Annotated in this window: 21 protein-coding genes; 17 read left to right on the plus strand and 4 right to left on the minus strand. The window is 71.2% G+C overall.

All coding sequences use genetic code 11. The annotated features are described in order from the left end of the window. The first annotated feature begins 30 nt into the window (after nt 1-30). The 5 genes from ABZ208_RS08505 (at nt 31) to ABZ208_RS08525 (ending at nt 5,443) form a co-directional block, all read left to right on the plus strand. Nucleotides 31-1,479, plus strand: coding sequence for an NAD(P)H-hydrate dehydratase (locus ABZ208_RS08505; protein ID WP_356908761.1), 1,449 nt, complete (start codon nt 31-33; stop codon nt 1,477-1,479). A gap of 152 nt (nt 1,480-1,631) precedes the next feature. Continuing rightward, the gene (gene alr, locus ABZ208_RS08510) at nt 1,632-2,858 is read left to right on the plus strand and encodes an alanine racemase (RefSeq protein WP_356908853.1); all 1,227 of its coding nucleotides are present in this window, start codon (nt 1,632-1,634) and stop codon (nt 2,856-2,858) included. Nucleotides 2,859-2,868: 10 nt separating this feature from the next. Then, complete coding sequence (locus ABZ208_RS08515; protein WP_356908762.1) at nt 2,869-4,092, plus strand: alpha/beta hydrolase; 1,224 nt, start codon at nt 2,869-2,871, stop codon at nt 4,090-4,092. After that, nucleotides 4,064-4,582 (plus strand): tRNA (adenosine(37)-N6)-threonylcarbamoyltransferase complex ATPase subunit type 1 TsaE, encoded by a 519-nt coding sequence (tsaE, locus tag ABZ208_RS08520; RefSeq protein WP_328397535.1) that lies wholly within the window; start codon nt 4,064-4,066, stop codon nt 4,580-4,582. Before ABZ208_RS08515 ends, tsaE begins: the two co-directional genes overlap by 29 nt. Before the next feature lie 648 nt (nt 4,583-5,230). Next, the gene (locus ABZ208_RS08525) at nt 5,231-5,443 is read left to right on the plus strand and encodes a hypothetical protein (protein WP_356908763.1); all 213 of its coding nucleotides are present in this window, start codon (nt 5,231-5,233) and stop codon (nt 5,441-5,443) included. A 50-nt stretch (nt 5,444-5,493) separates the two neighbouring features. Here ABZ208_RS08525 and ABZ208_RS08530 read toward each other — a convergent pair whose 3' ends face one another. After that, nucleotides 5,494-6,054, minus strand: a complete 561-nt coding sequence (locus tag ABZ208_RS08530) for a hypothetical protein (RefSeq protein WP_356908764.1) — start codon at nt 6,052-6,054, stop codon at nt 5,494-5,496. Nucleotides 6,055-6,156: 102 nt separating this feature from the next. On the opposite strand from ABZ208_RS08530, the gene tsaB reads away from it, so the two are divergent. From tsaB to ABZ208_RS08580, 10 genes are all read left to right on the plus strand, one after another. Then, on the plus strand, nt 6,157-6,813 hold the full coding sequence (gene tsaB, locus ABZ208_RS08535) for a tRNA (adenosine(37)-N6)-threonylcarbamoyltransferase complex dimerization subunit type 1 TsaB (RefSeq protein WP_356908765.1): 657 nt from the start codon (nt 6,157-6,159) through the stop codon (nt 6,811-6,813). 20 nt (nt 6,814-6,833) lie between these two features. Beyond that, a complete protein-coding gene (rimI, locus tag ABZ208_RS08540) occupies nt 6,834-7,292 on the plus strand; it encodes a ribosomal protein S18-alanine N-acetyltransferase (RefSeq protein WP_356908854.1) in 459 nt (152 codons plus the stop codon). Then, complete coding sequence (gene tsaD / locus ABZ208_RS08545) at nt 7,292-8,395, plus strand: tRNA (adenosine(37)-N6)-threonylcarbamoyltransferase complex transferase subunit TsaD (protein ID WP_356908766.1); 1,104 nt, start codon at nt 7,292-7,294, stop codon at nt 8,393-8,395. The genes rimI and tsaD overlap by 1 nt, the downstream gene beginning before the upstream one ends. Beyond that, the gene (locus ABZ208_RS08550) at nt 8,392-8,649 is read left to right on the plus strand and encodes a hypothetical protein (protein WP_356908767.1); all 258 of its coding nucleotides are present in this window, start codon (nt 8,392-8,394) and stop codon (nt 8,647-8,649) included. Before tsaD ends, ABZ208_RS08550 begins: the two co-directional genes overlap by 4 nt. 235 nt (nt 8,650-8,884) lie before the next feature. Continuing rightward, a complete protein-coding gene (locus ABZ208_RS08555) occupies nt 8,885-9,241 on the plus strand; it encodes a YciI family protein (protein WP_356908768.1) in 357 nt (118 codons plus the stop codon). A 48-nt stretch (nt 9,242-9,289) separates the two neighbouring features. After that, nucleotides 9,290-10,540, plus strand: a complete 1,251-nt coding sequence (locus ABZ208_RS08560; protein ID WP_356908769.1) for a DUF6596 domain-containing protein — start codon at nt 9,290-9,292, stop codon at nt 10,538-10,540. Between the two features lie 10 nt (nt 10,541-10,550). Further along, a complete protein-coding gene (locus ABZ208_RS08565) occupies nt 10,551-11,372 on the plus strand; it encodes a DUF5753 domain-containing protein (RefSeq protein ID WP_356908770.1) in 822 nt (273 codons plus the stop codon). Further along, entirely contained in the window at nt 11,369-11,608 is a 240-nt protein-coding gene (locus ABZ208_RS08570) for a DUF397 domain-containing protein (protein WP_356908771.1), read from the plus strand. Before ABZ208_RS08565 ends, ABZ208_RS08570 begins: the two co-directional genes overlap by 4 nt. A gap of 225 nt (nt 11,609-11,833) precedes the next feature. Next, a complete protein-coding gene (locus ABZ208_RS08575) occupies nt 11,834-12,661 on the plus strand; it encodes a hypothetical protein (protein ID WP_356908772.1) in 828 nt (275 codons plus the stop codon). Between the two features lie 90 nt (nt 12,662-12,751). Further along, the gene (locus ABZ208_RS08580) at nt 12,752-13,426 is read left to right on the plus strand and encodes a hypothetical protein (protein ID WP_356908773.1); all 675 of its coding nucleotides are present in this window, start codon (nt 12,752-12,754) and stop codon (nt 13,424-13,426) included. 142 nt (nt 13,427-13,568) lie between these two features. On the opposite strand, the gene ABZ208_RS08585 is transcribed toward ABZ208_RS08580, so the two are convergent. From ABZ208_RS08585 to ABZ208_RS08595, 3 genes are all read right to left on the minus strand, one after another. Continuing rightward, nucleotides 13,569-14,222: a hypothetical protein gene (locus ABZ208_RS08585; RefSeq protein WP_356908774.1), complete on the minus strand. Its 654-nt coding sequence runs from the start codon at nt 14,220-14,222 to the stop codon at nt 13,569-13,571. Between the two features lie 9 nt (nt 14,223-14,231). Next, a complete protein-coding gene (locus ABZ208_RS08590; protein WP_356908775.1) occupies nt 14,232-14,792 on the minus strand; it encodes a hypothetical protein in 561 nt (186 codons plus the stop codon). A gap of 173 nt (nt 14,793-14,965) precedes the next feature. Continuing rightward, a complete protein-coding gene (locus ABZ208_RS08595; protein ID WP_356908855.1) occupies nt 14,966-16,174 on the minus strand; it encodes a methyltransferase domain-containing protein in 1,209 nt (402 codons plus the stop codon). A 72-nt stretch (nt 16,175-16,246) separates the two neighbouring features. Between ABZ208_RS08595 and ABZ208_RS08600 the strand changes: the two genes are divergently transcribed. Both ABZ208_RS08600 and groES read left to right on the plus strand, forming a co-directional pair. Next, the gene (locus ABZ208_RS08600) at nt 16,247-17,332 is read left to right on the plus strand and encodes a polysaccharide deacetylase family protein (protein ID WP_356908776.1); all 1,086 of its coding nucleotides are present in this window, start codon (nt 16,247-16,249) and stop codon (nt 17,330-17,332) included. Between the two features lie 306 nt (nt 17,333-17,638). Further along, nucleotides 17,639-17,947, plus strand: coding sequence for a co-chaperone GroES (groES, locus tag ABZ208_RS08605; protein ID WP_010471835.1), 309 nt, complete (start codon nt 17,639-17,641; stop codon nt 17,945-17,947). Nucleotides 17,948-18,052: the final 105 nt, after the last annotated feature.

The following is an 18,052-nucleotide window of genomic DNA, read 5'->3' on the forward strand; positions in this document are numbered from 1 at the left end:
GCAGCAGGCGCGTGCGGCAGACTCGGGGGCATGCGTACTGCGTACAGCGTGGAGACCGTGCGGCACGCCGAGGCCCAGCTGATGGCCCGCCTCCCGGAGGGTGCCCTCATGCAGCGGGCGGCCGCCGGACTCGCGGCGGCCAGTGCGGCACTGCTGGGCCGGGTGTACGGCGCCCGGGTGGTCCTTCTCGTCGGCAGCGGCGACAACGGCGGCGACGCCCTGTACGCAGGGTCCCGGCTCGCCCGCCGCGGCGCCGGCGTCGAAGCCGTGCTCCTCGCCCCCGACCGCGCCCATCCCGCCGCCCTCGCCGACTTCCTCCGTGCGGGCGGCCGGGTCACGGACGACCCGTTCGAGGTGCTGGCCGTCGCCGATCTCGTCCTGGACGGCATCACCGGCATCGGCGGCCACGGCGGACTGCGCCCCGATGCCGTCCCCGTGGCCCGAGCCGCCCGCGGCTCGAACGCCGTCGTCGTCGCCGTCGACCTGCCGAGCGGCGTCGAGGCGGACTCCGGCGAGGTGCGCGGCGAGGCGCTGCGCGCGGACGCCACCGTCACGTTCGGTGCGCACAAGCCGGGCCTGCTGATCGACCCGGCCCGGGAGTACGCGGGCACGGTCCGCCTCGTCGACATCGGCCTCGACGACCACCTGCCGGGTCTGCCCGAGCTCGAGGCGCTGCAACACGTGGACGTGGCCCGGATGTTGCCCGTCCCGGCCGCGGAGAGCGACAAGTACCGGCGCGGGGTCGTCGGGGTCGCCGCCGGTTCCGCGCGCTATCCGGGCGCGGCCGTGCTCGCGGTCGCCGGTGCGCTGCGCGGCGGGGCGGGGGCCGTGCGGTACGTCGGCCCGGCCGCCGATGCCGTGATCGCGCGCTTCCCGGAGTGCCTCGTGCACGCCGGGCCCCCGGCCAGGGCGGGCCGGGTCCAGGCCTGGGTGGTCGGCCCGGGGCTCGGCGAGGACAGCGAGCCCGTGCGGGACGTGCTGGCCTCGGACGTTCCCGTGCTCGTGGACGCCGACGGGCTGCGGCTGATGGATGCAGTGACGGTGCGGGAGCGGGCGGCCCGGGGCGTACCCACGCTGCTGACCCCGCATGCCGGGGAGGCGGCCGCGCTGCTGGGTGTGGAGCGCGCGGAGGTGGAGGGGGCAAGGCTCGCCGCCGTGCGGGAGTTGGGGGCGCGTTTCGGGGCGACCGTGCTGCTCAAGGGGTCCACGACACTGGTCGCCGCGCCGGACGGCGGGAGATCACCGGTCCGGGTCAATCCCATGGGCACGCCGTGGCTGGCCACCGCAGGCAGCGGCGATGTGCTCTCCGGTCTGGCCGGATCGCTGCTGGCGGCAGGCCTGGACGCACGCGACGCCGGTTCCGCGGCGGCATATCTGCATGGGCTGGCCGCCCGTCACGCGTCGGCGCACGGCGCGCCGATCACGGCGTACGAGGTGGCCTCGGCCCTCCCGTCCGCCTGGCATGACGTGCGTGAATAGGGCCGCGTAGCGGGTAGGGGACGGGGCCGTCCGAGTGACCAAGCCGACCGTCTGCCGAACGAATCCCGCCGCACGGCTCTGAGACACTGGGCGCGATGAGCCAGACACCACCGACGCAGGCAGCACCGACGCAGGCCGGACCCCAGACGTCCTTGCCGCGGACAGCGCCCCTGCGGGCCCGTGCAGAGATCGACCTCGCGGCCCTGCGCGCCAATGTGCGCGTGCTGCGCGACCGCGCGCCCCACGCTGCGCTGATGGCCGTGGTGAAGTCCGACGCGTACGGACACGGCATGGTGCCGTGCGCCCGCGCGGCGCTCCAGGCCGGCGCCACCTGGCTCGGCACCGCCACTCCGCACGAGGCGCTCACGCTGCGCGCCGCCGGTATCAGGAGCCGGATCATGTGCTGGCTGTGGACGCCCGGCGACCCCTGGCGCGAGGGCATCGAAGCCGATCTGGACATGTCGGTGAGCGCCCTGTGGGCGCTGACCGAGGTCACCGCGGCGGCCCGGGACGCGGGCCGGCCCGCCCGCATCCAGCTGAAGGCCGACACCGGACTCGGCCGCAACGGCTGCCAGCCCGCCGACTGGCCCGAGCTCGTCGCGGCCGCCCGCAGTGCCGAGGAAGCCGGACTGGTCCGCGTCACCGGCCTGTGGTCCCACTTCGCCTGCGCCGACGAGCCGGGGCACCCCTCGATCGCCGCTCAGCTGAACGTGTTCCGCGACATGGTCACGTACGCCGAGAAGGCGGGCATCGAACCCGAGGTCCGGCACATCGCCAACTCCCCGGCCACGCTCACGCTGCCCGACGCGCACTTCGACCTCGTGCGGACCGGCATCGCCATCTACGGCGTCTCGCCCAGCCCCGAGCTGGGAACCCCCGCCGACTTCGGGCTGCGCCCGGTCATGACGCTCGCGGCATCCGTCGCGCTGGTCAAGCGCGTCCCGGCGGGCCACGGCGTCAGCTACGGCCACCACTACATCACCTCCGACGAGACGACGCTCGGACTCGTCCCCATCGGCTACGCGGACGGCGTTCCCCGCCATGCCTCCGGCCGCGGGCCGGTCCTGGTCGGCGGGTCCTGGCGGCGGGTGGCCGGGCGGGTGGCGATGGACCAGTTCGTCGTCGATCTCGGTGGGCAGCAGGTCCCGGAAGGCTCGGAAGCGGTGCTGTTCGGTCCTGGCGACCGGGGCGAGCCGAGTGCGGAGGACTGGGCGCAGGCGGCGGACACCATCGCGTACGAGATCGTCACGCGCATCGGCACGAGGATTCCCCGCGTCTATCTGAACGAGCTGAACGAGCTGAACGAGCTGAACGGACTGAACGGACTGCGCGAGCCGGCCGGCATGCACGAGGGCTTCGGCGACCACGACGACGAGTAGGAGAGGCACGGTGAGCGAGACCAGTACGGGGGACGTGGCCGAGGCCGCTGCGGCGGTGGCCACGGGCAACTGGCGCCGGGCGGGCATCGCCGGTGCGGCGATAGGTGTGATCGCGGCCGGTGCGGCCGCGGGTGTCGCGCTCGAACGGCTCACCGTCGGCCGCGGCATGCGCATGAAGGCACGTCTCGCCCTGGATGCGGCCGGGCCTTACGGCGCACTGCGCGGCGTGCCCGGTAAGGCGGTCGCCGACGACGGCACCGAGCTGTACTACGAGGTGGACGAGCTCGACCCGGACGCGGCAGCGCCGCGCCGCAGGCGGCTCTTCGGGCGCAAGGCACCGGCGCCGGTCACCGTGGTCTTCAGCCACGGCTACTGCCTCAACCAGGACTCCTGGCACTTCCAGCGGGCCGCGCTGCGCGGCCTGGTACGCACGGTGCACTGGGACCAGCGCAGCCACGGCCGCTCGGCCCGGGGTGCCTCGGAGGCGGGCCACGACGGGAGCCAGGTCTCCATCGACCGGCTGGGCCGGGACCTGAAGACCGTCATCGACGCGGCTGCGCCCACCGGCCCGCTGGTGCTGGTCGGCCATTCCATGGGCGGCATGACGATGATGGCGCTGGCCGCGCACTACCCGGAGCTGGTGCGGGACCGTGTGGCCGGAGCCGCGTTCGTCGGCACCTCGTGCGGGAAGCTCGGCGAGGTCAGCTACGGCCTGCCGGTGGCCGGCGTGAACGCCGTGCGTCGCGTCCTGCCGGGCGTGCTGCGGGCGCTCGGCTCTCAGGCCGAGCTGGTCGAGCGGGGCCGACGGGCCACCGCCGACCTGTTCGCGGGCCTCATCAAGCGGTACTCGTTCTCCTCGAAGGACGTGGACCCGGCGGTGGCCCGCTTCGCCGAACGGATGATCGAGTCGACCCCGATCGATGTGGTCGCCGAGTTCTACCCGGCTTTCGCCGAGCACGACAAGTCCGAGGCGCTCACCGCGTTCCTGGACCTGCCGGTGCTGGTGCTCGCCGGAGACAAGGACCTGGTCACGCCGAGTTCGCACAGCGAGGCGATCGGGGACCTGCTGCCGGAGGCGGAGCTGGTGATCGTGCCGGACGCCGGGCATCTGGTGATGCTGGAGCATCCCGAGGTGGTCACCGACCGGCTGGCGGACCTGCTCGCCCGCACCGGGGCGGTGCCCGCAACGGGTAACGTCGGCTCGTATGGAAGCACCGCACAGCCCGGTGGCTGAGACACCGGCCGCCCGTTCCACCCGCATGCTGGTCGAATCCCCCGAGCAGATGCAGGAGTTGGGGCGCAGACTCGCGAAGCTGCTGCGCCCCGGCGACCTGGTGATGCTCACGGGTGAGCTCGGCGCGGGCAAGACGACGCTGACCCGGGGCCTCGGCGAGGGCCTCGGTGTGCGCGGCGCGGTCACGTCCCCGACGTTCGTGATCGCCCGTGTGCACCCGTCGCTGACGGGGGGCCCTGCCCTGGTCCACGTGGATGCGTACCGCCTCGGCGGCGGCCTCGACGAGATGGAGGACCTGGACCTGGACGTCTCGCTGCCCGAGTCGGTGGTGGTCGTGGAATGGGGCGACGGGAAGGTCGAGGACCTGACGGACGACCGCCTGCACGTGATCATCCACCGGGTGGTGGGCAATACCGAGGACGAGCGGCGCGAGGTGACGCTGAGCGGCTACGGGCCGCGGTGGGCGTCATTGGACCTGACGGTCGCGTAGGCCCCTGGCGGGCGGGCTCCTTTCCGGGCCGATTTCCACCGGCCGGGCGGCGATCCGGCCGGGTGGGGTTCCCCCGCACGACATCTGGGGGAGTCCGAGGACACTCCTCCCACGGCCTGCGGCGAGGTACCCCCACCGCAGGCCGTACCGGGTTCGGGGCTTGCCCTCGTTCGCTGCCACAGGCGGCAAGGAACAGAACGGATCTCTCGCCGGTCATCGCTGCCTCCACCCGTCGGCTGCTGTGGGCGTTCCCGCCGTCGGCCCGCCCGCTGAACGACGCCCTGGCCGAGCCCAGGCACGGCAGGCCGCCACCCTGCCCGCCGAACACGGTGAGCAACAAGATCCAGCCTTGTGAGGGTCCCCCGACGCAGTCCGGGGATCGAGGCGCGGGGTTCGGGGCGGAGCCCCGACCACAGCGTCATGCGCATGCAGCGTCGTAGGGTCCCCCGGACGGAGTCCGGAGGGGTTGAGGCGCAGGGGGCCTGGGGGCGGAGCCCCCCGGTGTGAACCGCCACCGTGTCCTGTAGACGTTCCGACAAGACGTCGGGAAAATGTTGCGCAGGTCCCGCCATGCGTGATGACATGGTACCGAGACCTGGTTAGGTCTACCTAACCAAGCCTGCCCCCGGCAGCCCCCAGGAGGCATCCATGTCGGCATCGGAGCGCGAACCGCAGTCGCACAAGCACCAGTCGTCGCACGAGCCCGCGATCCCGATGCCGGTGCGCCCGTTGCCGTCGACCCTGTCGATGCGAGATCTCCTGGCGTCCTGCGCCGCGGCGACCGCGGTCTCCACTCCGCCCCGCGAGCACGGTCCGGAACACCGTCCGGAGCACCGGGCGCCCCGTCGCAACGCCGCCTGATTCGCCGGGCACCGCCTGATTCGTACGCACGACCCCTTACGGGTGCTGCGCTACGGGACGACGACGACCTTCCAGCCGATCGCCGCGAACACCCACATCGCGTCCCCGTCCGCACGTTTCATCCGCACGCCGCCCGTCTTCCTCTCCGGGTCCGGCGACTCCATCGAGCCGTCGACCGCGGCGCTGAAGCCGATCGAGATGTCGTCGACGCTCGCGAAGCGCACCACATGCTCGATCGGAACGCCGTCCGAGCCGGCCACCCTCCCCGAGCGCGAGGTCACCTCGTACGTACCGGGCCTGGGGTGGATCGTCGAGGGCATGACCTCGAAGGTGCGCTCCAGCTTGCCGCCCTTGCCGATCAGCCACACCCGCCGTTCGCCCAGCGAGTACACGACCCGGATCCCCGTGCCCGAGTTCGCGGGCACCGCGAGCGGGTCCCTGGGCTTCTGCTTGGTGGTGCCGGAGGGCTCGGCCGAGGGGGCGGCGACCGGGTTCCTCGGCTTGCCGAGGTGGTCGGGGGCACTCGCAGACGCCTGGTAGGCGAGGAATCCGACGACGGTCAGCGCCGCTGCCGTGAGCCCGGCCACGATCCCCGAGCTGCTCCGTGCCACCGTGCCCACCTTTCAAACGTACGTCTGTGGGGTGACGGTAGCAGCAGCCGTACCGTTCGACGGGGCGCCGTGCCCCCTCCGCCGGAGCCGTAGGCTGTTTGCGTGCTCTTGCTCGCCATGGATACCGCCACGCCCGCCGTCACCGCCGCCCTGCACGACGGCAGCTCCGTCGTCGCCGAGTCCAGCCGGGTGGACGCGCGCCGCCACGGGGAGCTGTTGCTGCCCGCCGTCGACGCCGTCCTCGCGGAGGCGGGTGTGAAGCTCGACGCCGTCACCGGCATCGTCGTCGGCGTCGGCCCCGGCCCGTACACGGGCCTGCGCGTCGGCCTGGTGACCGCCGCCACGTTCGGCTCGGCGCTCGGCGTGCCCGTGCACGGCGTGTGCACGCTGGACGGGCTGGCGTACGCCTCCGGCCTCGACGACGGCCCGTTCGTCGTGGCAACGGACGCGCGCCGCAAGGAGGTCTACTGGGCGCGCTACGAGCATGCCCGCAGCCGCGTCACCGATCCCTGCGTCGACCGTCCTGCCGACATCGCAGAACAGGTCGCCGGCCTGCCGGCCGTCGGTGCGGGCGCGCTCCTGTACCCCGAGACGTTCCAGGACACCCGGGGCCCCGAGCATGTCTCCGCCGCGGCCCTCGCCGCCCTCGCCGCCGAGAAACTCGCTTCCGGCGCGGACTTCCTGCCGCCACAGCCGCTCTACCTGCGCCGCCCCGACGCCCAGGTGCCCAAGAACTACAAGGTGGTCACTCCGAAGTGAGCACCGCCGCCCTGCGTGAGATGCGCTGGTGGGACATCCAGCCGGTGCTGGAGCTCGAGCACGAGCTGTTCCCCGAGGACGCCTGGTCGGTCGGCATGTTCTGGTCCGAACTCGCGCACTCCCGAGGCCCGCAGTCCACCCGCCGCTACATCGTGGCCGAGGACGGCGACGGCCGGATCGTCGGGTACGCGGGACTCGCGGCCGCCGGCGGTCTCGGGGACGTACAGACCATCGCCGTCGATCGCAGCCAGTGGAGCACCGGCCTCGGCTCCCGGATGCTCACCGATCTGCTGCAGCACGCCACCGCCTTCGAGTGCGACGAGGTGCTCCTCGAAGTGCGCGTGGACAACACCCGGGCCCAGAAGCTGTACGAGCGCTTCGGCTTCGAGCCCATCGGATTCCGCCGCGGCTACTACCAGCCGGGCAATGTCGACGCCCTCGTCATGCGCCTCCACGTACAAGGAACTGAGACTCACTGATGGCTGACGAACCGCTCGTACTCGGCATCGAGACCTCCTGCGACGAGACCGGCGTCGGCATCGTCCGCGGTACGACCCTGCTCGCCGACGCGGTCGCCTCCAGTGTGGACACACACGCCCGCTTCGGCGGTGTGGTGCCGGAGATCGCCTCCCGCGCGCATCTCGAGGCGATGGTGCCCACCATCGAACGCGCCCTGAAGGACGCGGGTGTCTCCGCTCGCGACCTCGACGGCATCGCGGTCACCGCCGGACCCGGCCTCGCGGGTGCGCTGCTGGTCGGCGTATCGGCGGCGAAGGCGTACGCATACGCGCTGAACAAGCCGCTGTACGGCGTCAACCACCTCGCCTCGCACATCTGTGTCGACCAGCTGGAGCACGGCCCGCTGCCCGAGCCGACGATGGCGCTGCTGGTCTCCGGCGGGCACTCGTCGCTGCTGCTCGCGCCCGACATCACCTCCGACGTACGGCCCATGGGCGCGACGATCGACGACGCGGCGGGCGAGGCCTTCGACAAGATCGCCCGCGTGCTGGACCTGGGCTTCCCCGGCGGTCCGGTGATCGACCGGCTGGCGAAGGAGGGCGACCCGAACGCGATCGCCTTCCCGCGCGGACTGAGCGGATCGCGCGACCCGGCGTACGACTTCTCCTTCTCCGGGCTCAAGACGGCCGTGGCCCGCTGGATCGAGGCCAAGCGCGCGGCGGGCGAGGAGGTGCCGGTACGGGATGTGGCGGCGTCCTTCCAGGAGGCCGTGGTCGACGTGCTGACGCGCAAGGCGGTGCGCGCCTGCAAGGACGAGGGTGTGGACCATCTGATGATCGGCGGCGGAGTGGCGGCCAACTCCCGGCTGCGGGCGCTCGCCCAGGAGCGCTGCGAGCGGGCCGGCATCCGGCTGCGCGTGCCGCGCCCGAAGCTGTGCACGGACAACGGCGCGATGGTCGCGGCCCTGGGCGCGGAGATGGTGGCCAGGAACCGGCCGGCCTCCGACTGGGAGCTGTCGGCGGACTCGTCGCTGCCGGTGACGGAGTCGCACGTACCGGGCGCGGACCACGTCCACGACCACGATCACGTGCACGAGATCAGTAAGGACAACCTCTACTCATGACCGTGGTCGCCCTGATGTGGGAGGCGCGCGCCGTCCAGGGCCGGGGCGCGGAACTGCTGGAGTGGGCCCGCGCCCAGGACCTGGCGCGCGAGCCTCTGCGCCGCGAGACGTTCCGCGCGGCGCAGGACAGGGTGCTGGTGATCACCTGGTGGGAGGCTCCGGACGCGAGCGCCGAGCTGCCCGAACTCCCCGAACCGGCGGCGGACCTGATCACCCGGCCGGTGCACCGCTGGCGGTTCGAGTCGCTCGACTGACGCTCCCGGGGGGCAGGTACTCGAGCGCCCGGACGGCCAGAACTCGGCCTCATCCTGACGAGGCGCGGGCGGAGCCGGCGCGGGCCGGCTGACTGTTGTCGCGCGGATCTTCTCGGATGGTGCCCGTGAAAGATCCCGGAAGAATCTTGGCGGGGGTGTCGATCCCGCCGCCTCCCGTTCGACGCAGGGGTGAGAGGCGGGGAACAGCCCCGCTTTCCCGACCCGAGGAGTCACCATGCCGCGTTTCCTGTCGATGGTTCGTGTCAACGAGAGCGAGCTCTCCACCGAGGAGTTCCCCGAGGACTTCAACGAGCGCATGGGTGCGCTGCTGGAGGAGATCACCAAGGCCGGCGTCATGCTCGACACGGCCGGGCTCACCCCGACCTCCGACGGCACCCGCGTGCACTGGTCCGACGGCAAGCTGAGCTACACCGACGGGCCCTTCACCGAGACCAAGGAAGTCGTCGGCGGCTACGCCATCATGCAGTGCAAGGACAAGGCCGAGGCCCTCGAATGGGCCAAGCGCTTCCTGGAGATCCACCCGGAGAACTGGCACGTCACCTGCGAGGTCCGCCAGATCGCCGAGGGCTGACCCGGCCGCGCTTGCCCCGTCCCGGTACGGCTGCTCTGATGGGTGGCCGTGACGGCAGCAAGCGCGACCGAGACGGTCGAAGCGGTGTTCAGGATCGAGTCCGCGCGGATCATCGCCGGTGTCGCACGCATCGTGAGGGACGTGGGCATCGCCGAGGAACTCGCGCAGGACGCCCTGGTCGCCGCGCTGGAGCAGTGGCCGGAGTCGGGTGTCCCGGACAAGCCGGGAGCCTGGCTCATGGCCACCGCCAAGCACCGCGCGATCGACCTCGTACGCCGCAAGGAGACGTACGCCCGCAAGCTCGCCGAGGTCGGGCGTGCTCTGGAAGACGTATCGCCGCCGCCCGAGCCGTCGGAGCCCGACGACATCGACGACGACCTGCTGCGGCTGATCTTCACCGCGTGCCATCCGGTGCTCGCCACCGGCGCCCGGATCGCGCTCACGCTGAGACTCCTCGGCGGTCTGACCACCGGGGAGATCGCCCGTGCCTTCCTCTCCTCCGAGTCCACGGTCGCCCAGCGCATCGTCCGCGCCAAGCGGTCGCTGGCCAAGGCGGGCGTCCCCTTCGAGGTCCCCTACGGCTCGGACCGTGCCGCGCGACTCGACTCGGTGCTGGAGGTCATCTACCTGATCTTCAACGAGGGTTACTCGGCCACCGCCGGGGACGACCTCGTGCGCCCCGCCCTCTGCGAGGACGCCCTGCGCCTCGCCCGGGTCCTCCAGGGACTGATGCCGGCCGAGTCCGAAGTGCACGGTCTGGCCGCGCTGCTGGAGCTCCAGGCCTCCCGCATCCCGACCCGCACGGGACCGTACGGCGAGCCCGTCCTGCTCGCCGACCAGAACCGCTCCCGCTGGAACCGCCTGCTGATCCGCCGGGGCATCGAGTCCCTGCACCACGTGGGCCCCGGCCCGTACGGCCCGTACGCCCTCCAGGCGGCAATCGCTGCCTGCCACGCGCAGGCGGTGACGTACGAGGACACGCACTGGGCGACGATCGCCGCCCTGTACGGGCAGCTGGTGGCGCTGATTCCGTCCCCCGTGGTGGAACTGAACCGGGCAGTGGCCGTGTCCATGGCCGAGGGACCTGAAGCGGGTTTGGAGCTGGTCGACGCTCTCGTCGACGAACCGGCCCTGAAGGACTACCACTTGCTGCCGAGCGTCCGGGGTGACCTGCTGGAGCGGCTGGGGCGTACGGACGAGGCGCGCGCCGAGTTCGAGCGGGCGGCGTCCCTGACCCGCAACGCACGGGAGAGGGAGCTGCTCCTGGAAAGAGCCTCACGCTCCGTGTCCGGTCCCTAGCCTGGGGTGCATGACCGAGACGGCACAGCTCAAGCAGACACCGTCCGCGTGGCGGCACTGCGGGCAACAGTTACAGATGTGGCGCCAGGACGCGGGGGGTTCGTGCCAGGCGCTGGGGGAGGCGGCCGGGTACACCGAGGGCACGATCCGGGCGATGGAGGTGGGGCGGCGCAGACCGACGGCGCGGCTGCTGGCGGTGGCCGACGATCTGTACGGGGCGCGGGGCAAGTTGAAGGCCTTGGAGAAGTTCCTGGTGCCGGATCCGTTCCCGCCGCGGGCGGCGGAGTTCATGGAGCGGGAGGCGCATGCGATTGCGCACCAGTCGTACGAGCCCATTCGGATCCCGGGCCTGCTCCAGACCGAGCGCTATGTGCGGGCCCTCTTCGCCACCCACTGCCCGCCGATCGACGACGAGACGGTCGAGCACCGCGTCGCCGCGCGCATCGAGCGCGGATTGATGCCGGCCCGCAGGCCGACCGCGTACTTCAGCTTCGTGATCGAGGAGAGCACGCTGAGACGCCCCATGGGCAGCCCTGAAGTGATGAAGGAGCAGTGTGAACACCTGCTGGCCATGGGCAGGTTGCGCAATGTGGACATTCAGGTGATGCCGACGTCGCAGGGCTCGCATCCGGGCAACGACGGCCCGATTGTGCTTCTCGAATCGCCGGATCATGAGCACCATGTGTTCGAGGAGGGCCAGTCGGTCAGTCACCTGACGGGCGAGCCCGAAACGGTCAGCAGCCTGACCCAGCGACTCGGCATGATCCGTATGCAGGCTCTCGGGCCCGAGGAGTCCGCTGAGGTCATCAAGAGAGAGGCCGAGGTGTGGTGAAAACCGGGCTCGTGTGGTTCAAGTCGAGCTACAGCGACAGCGAAGGCGGCAACTGCGTCGAGGTCGCCCTCGCCTGGCGCAAGTCCACGCACAGCGACAGTGAGGGCGGCGCCTGCGTCGAGGTCGCCACCGGCCCCGACACCGTCCATGTCCGGGACTCGAAGCTCACGTCGAGCCCCGAACTCGCCGTACCGGCCCGCGCCTGGTCCGAGTTCGTCGCGCACGTCGGGGCTTGAGCTTCGGGACGCGGGATTCGAGACGCTTCAACAAGGATTGGGTGGGGGGATCGTTCCCGCCCACCCACCCCTAACTGGCCCGCACACCAGGCGAGATGACTTTTCGTGATCGAGTCGCGACGTACGGCCATGGCCGTGTAGCGTGCGCAGCAAAGAACGACCCCCATGCGGTGCTACCAACACCACACAGGGGTCTGACCTACAAGATCGTTAAGGCCCGATCTCATGGCTACTCAGCAGCTTAATCCTGCCCTGCGCCCGCCCGCGCACCCCATGGCCAATCCCGGCTACGGCAAGCGGCTCGCCCCCTCCCAAAACCCACGCCGCGCCGACGACTTCGCACATCTGCCCAGGCGTGAGGCGGAGGTCGCCGACTACATCGACCGGCAGGCCGAGGGCGCGGACATCTCGGTGAAGACGCTCGCCAAGCACGTTCCCGGCTACGGCCAGTGCGCGATGGGCACGATCCTCAAGGGCCTTTCCGCCGCCGGTCACTACCGCCGAATCCGCCAGTGCGTGACGAGCGGGTCCGGCACGAACCACTGGGTGTGGCGCTCCTACTGGTCCCGTACCGCCCGCGAGGACGCCTGGTGGGCCCGCTTCGCGGCGGGCGAGCTCGGGGCCTCGACCATCCCGGCCTCGCTGGCGCGCTCGGCGGCGTACGACCTGCTGGCCCGCCTCGGCCGTATCGAGGCGCGCCTGACGCTCTCCGCGCCGGAGTGCGCGGCGCTGGAGGCGGCGGCCGGGGTGTGGTTCGAGCGGGGAGCGAGCGAGACGCAGCTCCTGTCGGCGCTCACGGCCGGGCTCCCGGCGCACGTCTCCCACCCGTACGGCTTCGTCCGCCGCCGTCTGCTGGACAAGCTCCCACCGGAGCCGCCGGCGCCGCGCATGGTCATGGAGTGCACGGAGTGCGGCGTCCCGGCGGACCCGGCGTCGCTGCCGGGCGGCCTCTGCCGTGCCTGCACGGGCGCCGGCCCCACCGCGCACGATCTCCTGCCTCCCGCGCGCGTCCACGACCACGTGGACCAGCTGAGGGCGGCCCTGCGGTCGTAAGAAGCGCGTCTCCCTGACCCGGTGGTCTTCGCTCTGGAGACCGAGAAGCTCAAGGAGTTCGCCGACTGAGTGGGCGATAGGGTCGCACACATGTCCCGTCGTATCCCGCTGCCTCCGCCTCCGCCGCCTGCCGAGATACGGGCCTGGCCCGACCGCGAGTCGCTGCTCGCGGACCGGGCGAAAGCGATGACGGAGCTGCACCGGCGGAGCATCGACCCGAAGCGGCTGGTGCTGTTGTGGCTGACGGCGGCGGGGTTCGCGGTCGGTTGGGTCTTCTTCGAGACGTTGCTGCGGGTGGTCGCCGAGGATCCGGACCTGTTCAGCGTCCTGTTCGGCGCGATCGCCGGTCTCCTCGGTGTCGGGTGCATGATCCCGACCGGTCTCGTGGTCGGCTTCGGAATCGCCCGCGATGCGGAGATCCGCCAACGGCTCTGGCAGTGGACCGCGTTGGAGTGGGACCCGGTCAGGGACACTCGGTTCGGCTCACCCGTGCTGAGCCTGGTGTGGTTCATTCCGTCGTTCCTGTTGTGCGCGTCCGGCCTGTGGCTCTCCTTCGCCGTGCCCGCCGGCGCGAAGCCGGGCGAGGACACTCCGAACGATGTCGCGCTGCTGATGGGGCTCGGCTTCATCATGTGGCTGACCGGCCTGATCGGCGCCGCCAAAGCGGTGAGCCACTACCGCTGGGCGGTCCGGCTGGTGGCCGCAGGCTCGGCCGTCGGGACGCGTCAGCAGTACGCGACGCCCCAGGGCGGCGCGCACCGCTGACGGACCTACGCCATGTCGCGGGCGTCGGCGGCGGACGGCTGTGACCGTCTCAGTCGACGTCCTGGCCGTCGACGAGCCAGGCCGTGCCCGTGGCGGGGTGCTAGCAGCAGCCGCCATGGAGAGGCCGGACACTTCTCTGGGATCAACCGTGATGGTGGCTCCTCATGTGGGCGTGGCAGAGATCGGCAATGACCTTCAGCGTGGCCGGTGTCACGCTCTTGTCGAACGACAGGAACGCCTCCTTGAAGTGCTCGGACCGGGCACAGAGTTGGAGGGCCGTGACGGCTTGTGTGAGCAGGGGGACGACCTCCTCGTCGCAGAACGGGTGCTCGCCGTCGATGCGGGCCTGGAAGGCGGCCTCGAACGAGTCGTACTCACCGTCGTAGGCCCAGGTGTCCAGGCTCCGCAGCAGCGGGAACCGCGCCTCGGCCTCCCATCTGGCCAACGGCACCTCCGCGTGGTCCGGGGGCTGTTCGCGGTCCGCGACCCGCAGCAGCATCGCAAGCTCGGTCATGAAGACGGGCACGGTCTTGGGCGCCGCGGCGGCGGTCCACGCCTGGCGGGCGTACAGAGGGCAGGCGGCGAATCCCGAGTCGGTGAAGGTGGCCGCCATGTGGTCGAGCTGGGACGCGAGGGGCTGCATCGGCGCACGCCAGTGGGCGTCCCAGTACTCGGTGCGCAGGACGCGCCTCAGCCGCAGGACCTGCCACTCGATCGGGTCGGTGTCATGGGCGGCGAGACCGACCAGATGGAAGAGAGGACCGCTGGTGAAAATGCCTTCGGGATGCAGTGCCACGGTCGTCCCTCAGACCGGGTCGAACGACCAGAAGAGGCCGAGCTCCGTGTCGGAAACGACGATGAGACCGTAGTCGGCCGTGTACTGCGTCAGGGAGGACCAGCTGAAGGAGCGACCGGCGGCGTCCGTGGCCGTGTTCCTCTCGACGCGGTCCAGGTTGGTGTAACACTCGAACGGCTCCTGGTAGCGGACCAGCAGCGTGCGCGCGTCCTCGAAGAGGCGTTCCTGCTCTTCGGGAAAGCCCGGCGCGTTGCGCAACTGGCACCAGTCGTCCGTCAGCGCGACGAGCAGCGGTGCTGCTGTCCCGGGCTCGAACTGGTGCAGCGAGCTGTTCAGCGACTCCACCGTGGGATGGTCGAACGGGAAAGCCCGTCCGTGCCTTGCCCTCTCTTCGGCGTTGTCCCTGTCCCGGTCGAGCACGGCCCAGCCGCGTGGATCGGTGACGTCCCGGTTCATGACGGCCAGGGCGTCGAGGCGCCAGTCGGCGTGTGCTCTGGGACCGGTGGCCACGAGGGAGTACTTGTCGTCGAACAGCCTGAGTGCTGCTGCCTCCCAGGCGGCACGCGTCACGCCCGTCGTCACCGCTGACGGAGCCGTAGGGCCTGGTCGGCGAGCCGGGTCAGGTCAGGTCCGGACGTGTCGAGGTCCGCGTTGTCCGCCATCATCTCCCCTTCGCGCAGCTTTCGGAATGCTGACAACAGCCCCTGACAGCCGGGGCGTTGCGAGGGAGAGCGTGACCTCGGCTACGCCGGGTGCCCCACCAGCATCGTCGGGGCTCCCGCCACCCTCGTCAGGAACACCGTCGCCGCGTTCGGCCCGTGCGGCTTCACCTTGCGGCGCAGTTCCTCAGGCTCCACCGCGGAGCCGCGCTTCTTGACCGTCAGGTGCCCGACCTCGCGCTCCCGCAGCAGGGCCTTCAGCTTCTTCAGGTTGAAGTGGAGTTGGTCCGTGATCTCATATGCGTTCGCATAGGGCGTCGGGCGCAGCTCGTCCGAGGTGATGTACGCGATCGTCTCGTCGATCAGCCCGCCGTCCAGCGTCTCGGCGATCTCGGCGACCAGGTGGGCGCGGATGGCTGCGCCGTCCGGCTCGTACAGATAGCGGCCCACCTCGCGGACCCCGGGATTCGGCAGGTTCCGGCCGGTCAGCGCGTGCGGGCCCGGCAGGAGTGTCGCCCGTACCGTGCCCGGGGCCGTACCGAACCAGAGCACCGCCTCCTTCACGTCGCCGCCGTCCGAGATCCACTCCGCCTCCGCCTGGTCCGGGACGATCTCGTGCGGGATGCCGGGGGCGATCTTGAGGGCGGCGTGCGGGCGGGTGCGGGCGGCACCGATCGCCCAGGACAGGGACGGGGAGTACGCCTCCGGGTCGAAGATCCGGCCCCGGCCGCCGCGCCGGGCCGGGTCCACGAACACGGCGTCGTACGCGGCCGTGTCGATCTCCGTGACATCGGCGCAGCGGACGTCGATCAGGTCCGCGAGGCCCAGCTCCTCGGCGTTCGCGCGGGCTACGGCGGCGGTCAGCGGGTCCCGGTCGACGGCGAGGACCGAGATGCCCGCGCGGGCGAGGGCGAGCGCGTCACCGCCGATGCCGCTGCACAGGTCCGCGACGCTGCGCACTCCGAGGGCGGCGAAGCGTCCGGCGCGGTAGTCGGCGACCGAGCGTCGGGTGGACTGCTCGACGCCGTTCGGGGTGAAGAACATGCGGCGGGCGTCCTCGGCGCCGAATTTGGCCACAGCGCGCTGCCGCAGCCGGGCCTGCCCGAGCGCCGCCGAGACCAGGTCGGCCGGGTGCTCGCGGCGCAGCCGGGTGGCGACGGCCAGCTCCTGGGCGGGGTCGTAGGAGTCCAGGCCGGCCAGCAGCGCCCGGCCCTCCTCGGTGCGGAGGGCGGCGAAGGCGGCCAGATCGGCGGCGGGCGGATCAAGGTCGTTCACCGGGCCATTGTGGGCCAGGCGGGGGATGGTGCGCCCGTGGTGGCGGTGTCGGCCGGGTGCGCGGGCGTTGCGCTGACAGGATGCGACGCCATGCAGCTAGTACGACAAAAGGTAAAAGTAAAAGCATTTCGGGGTCGCGCGGTTCTGGCCGCGCTGCTTGTCGCCGCCGTCGGCTCCGGCTGTGCGGCAGAGGGCACAGGGAAGCAGGCGGATGCCGGTGCCTCGCGGCCCGCTGCGCCCGCTGCCGGGCAGCAGGACGGACAGCGAGCGGAGAAGGGGCCCCGGGAGGGGGCGCGGAAGGAGGCTGAGAAGGAGTCCCGGGAGGGGGCTGAGAAGGGTGCCCGGAAGGAGGCTGGGAAGGGTGCCCGGAAGGAGGCCCGGGAGGATGTCGCACGGCCGGGTGAACCCGGTGCGGCCGGGGCGCTCGCCTCGTACGTGCAGAAGGTCAAGCGCCGGCAGAAGGCCCGTGCCGCAGCCGCCAGGAAGTGGGGGCTGGAGCGCGCCCCGCTCGCCGCGCCCGCGCCGCCCGACGTCAAGCCCAAGATCACCACCCGCAAGGGATTCGAGGTCGACGGTGGCATGGAAGGCCTGCCGCCCGTCTTCACCACCGTCCCCACCGAGGACAAGGTCGTCTTCCTGACGATCGACGACGGTGCCGAGAAGGACCCCGAGCTGATCAAGATGATGACCGAACTGCAGATTCCGTACAGCGCCTTCCTCAGCGACTACGTGATCCAGGGCGACTACGGCTACTTCAAGAAGATGCAGGACACCGGGGTCTCCCTGCACAACCACACGCTCACCCACCCTTATCTGCCCGGGCTCTCCTACAAGAAGCAGCAGCGGGAGATCTGCGGCCAGCAGGACAAGCTCGAGGAGCGGTACGGCACGCTGCCCCGGCTGTTCCGTCCGCCGTACGGCAATTACAACGAGAACACCTTGCGTGCCGCCAAGTCCTGCGGGATCAAGGCCGTGCCGCTGTGGGCGGCGGAGGCCTTCCCCGATCACATGGAATGGCGTGAGTGGGACCGGGACCTGCACCCCGGCGACATCATCCTCACGCACTTCCGGGGCAAGGCGGAGTGGAAGGCGGCCATGCCCGACCTGATCCGGCGGGTCATGAAGACGGTGACCGCGAGGGGCTACGCAGTGGCGAAGCTCGAGGACTACGTCTGAGCCGGGGGCACCGGCCGGCTGCGCCATGCGGGGGTGGTCGGTGGCGGCTCAGGGAGACCCGGCCGCGTCCGGAACCGGGGCGCCTGCTGCGGCGTTGTCCGCATCGAGACCCGATCGACGCGGGCGACCACATTGGCACTCCGCTTGACCGAGTGCTAACCGCGGTCATAGTCTCGGCTCTGGCACTCCCCACCGGAGAGTGCCAACACAGCGACGGGCAGGTCCGGCACCCGCGACGACGGATCGACCTGGTCGCCACCTCAGACAGTCAAACCCCGTGAGATCTCCGAAGGGGGAGGTCGGATCGTGACGACCACCAGCTCCAAGGTTGCCATCAAGCCGCTCGAGGACCGCATTGTGGTCCAGCCGCTCGACGCCGAGCAGACCACGGCCTCTGGCCTGGTCATTCCGGACACGGCCAAGGAGAAGCCCCAGGAGGGCGTCGTCCTGGCCGTGGGCCCGGGCCGTTTCGAGAACGGCGAGCGCCTGCCGCTCGACGTCAAGACCGGCGACATCGTGCTGTACAGCAAGTACGGCGGCACCGAAGTGAAGTACAGCGGCGAGGAGTACCTCGTCCTCTCGGCCCGCGACGTGCTCGCGATCGTCGAGAAGTAAGCGAGGGTCTGGGGGCATCCAGCCCCCAGAAGGCTCCGCACCCAGATCGGCTTTGAGCTGCGCCCCTGGTCACCCCGCTGATTGCCGGGCGGCGAGGGGCGCAGT

Source organism: Streptomyces sp. NPDC006208, assembly GCF_040613775.1.
Classification (GTDB): Bacteria; Actinomycetota; Actinomycetes; order Streptomycetales; family Streptomycetaceae; genus Streptomyces.

Excerpts from the sequence above, each read along its gene's own strand:
- tsaE (WP_328397535.1), top strand. The coding sequence starts at position 4,064 with ATGGAAGCACCGCACAGCCCGGTGGCTGAGACACCGGCCGCCCGTTCC.
- ABZ208_RS08525 (WP_356908763.1), top strand. The coding sequence starts at position 5,231 with ATGTCGGCATCGGAGCGCGAACCGCAGTCGCACAAGCACCAGTCGTCG.
- ABZ208_RS08580 (WP_356908773.1), top strand. The coding sequence starts at position 12,752 with ATGTCCCGTCGTATCCCGCTGCCTCCGCCTCCGCCGCCTGCCGAGATA.
- ABZ208_RS08575 (WP_356908772.1), top strand. The coding sequence starts at position 11,834 with ATGGCTACTCAGCAGCTTAATCCTGCCCTGCGCCCGCCCGCGCACCCC.
- ABZ208_RS08550 (WP_356908767.1), top strand. The coding sequence starts at position 8,392 with ATGACCGTGGTCGCCCTGATGTGGGAGGCGCGCGCCGTCCAGGGCCGG.
- tsaD (WP_356908766.1), top strand. The coding sequence starts at position 7,292 with ATGGCTGACGAACCGCTCGTACTCGGCATCGAGACCTCCTGCGACGAG.
- ABZ208_RS08600 (WP_356908776.1), top strand. The coding sequence starts at position 16,247 with ATGCAGCTAGTACGACAAAAGGTAAAAGTAAAAGCATTTCGGGGTCGC.
- rimI (WP_356908854.1), top strand. The coding sequence starts at position 6,834 with ATGCGCTGGTGGGACATCCAGCCGGTGCTGGAGCTCGAGCACGAGCTG.
- ABZ208_RS08555 (WP_356908768.1), top strand. The coding sequence starts at position 8,885 with ATGCCGCGTTTCCTGTCGATGGTTCGTGTCAACGAGAGCGAGCTCTCC.
- ABZ208_RS08565 (WP_356908770.1), top strand. The coding sequence starts at position 10,551 with ATGACCGAGACGGCACAGCTCAAGCAGACACCGTCCGCGTGGCGGCAC.
- ABZ208_RS08505 (WP_356908761.1), top strand. The coding sequence starts at position 31 with ATGCGTACTGCGTACAGCGTGGAGACCGTGCGGCACGCCGAGGCCCAG.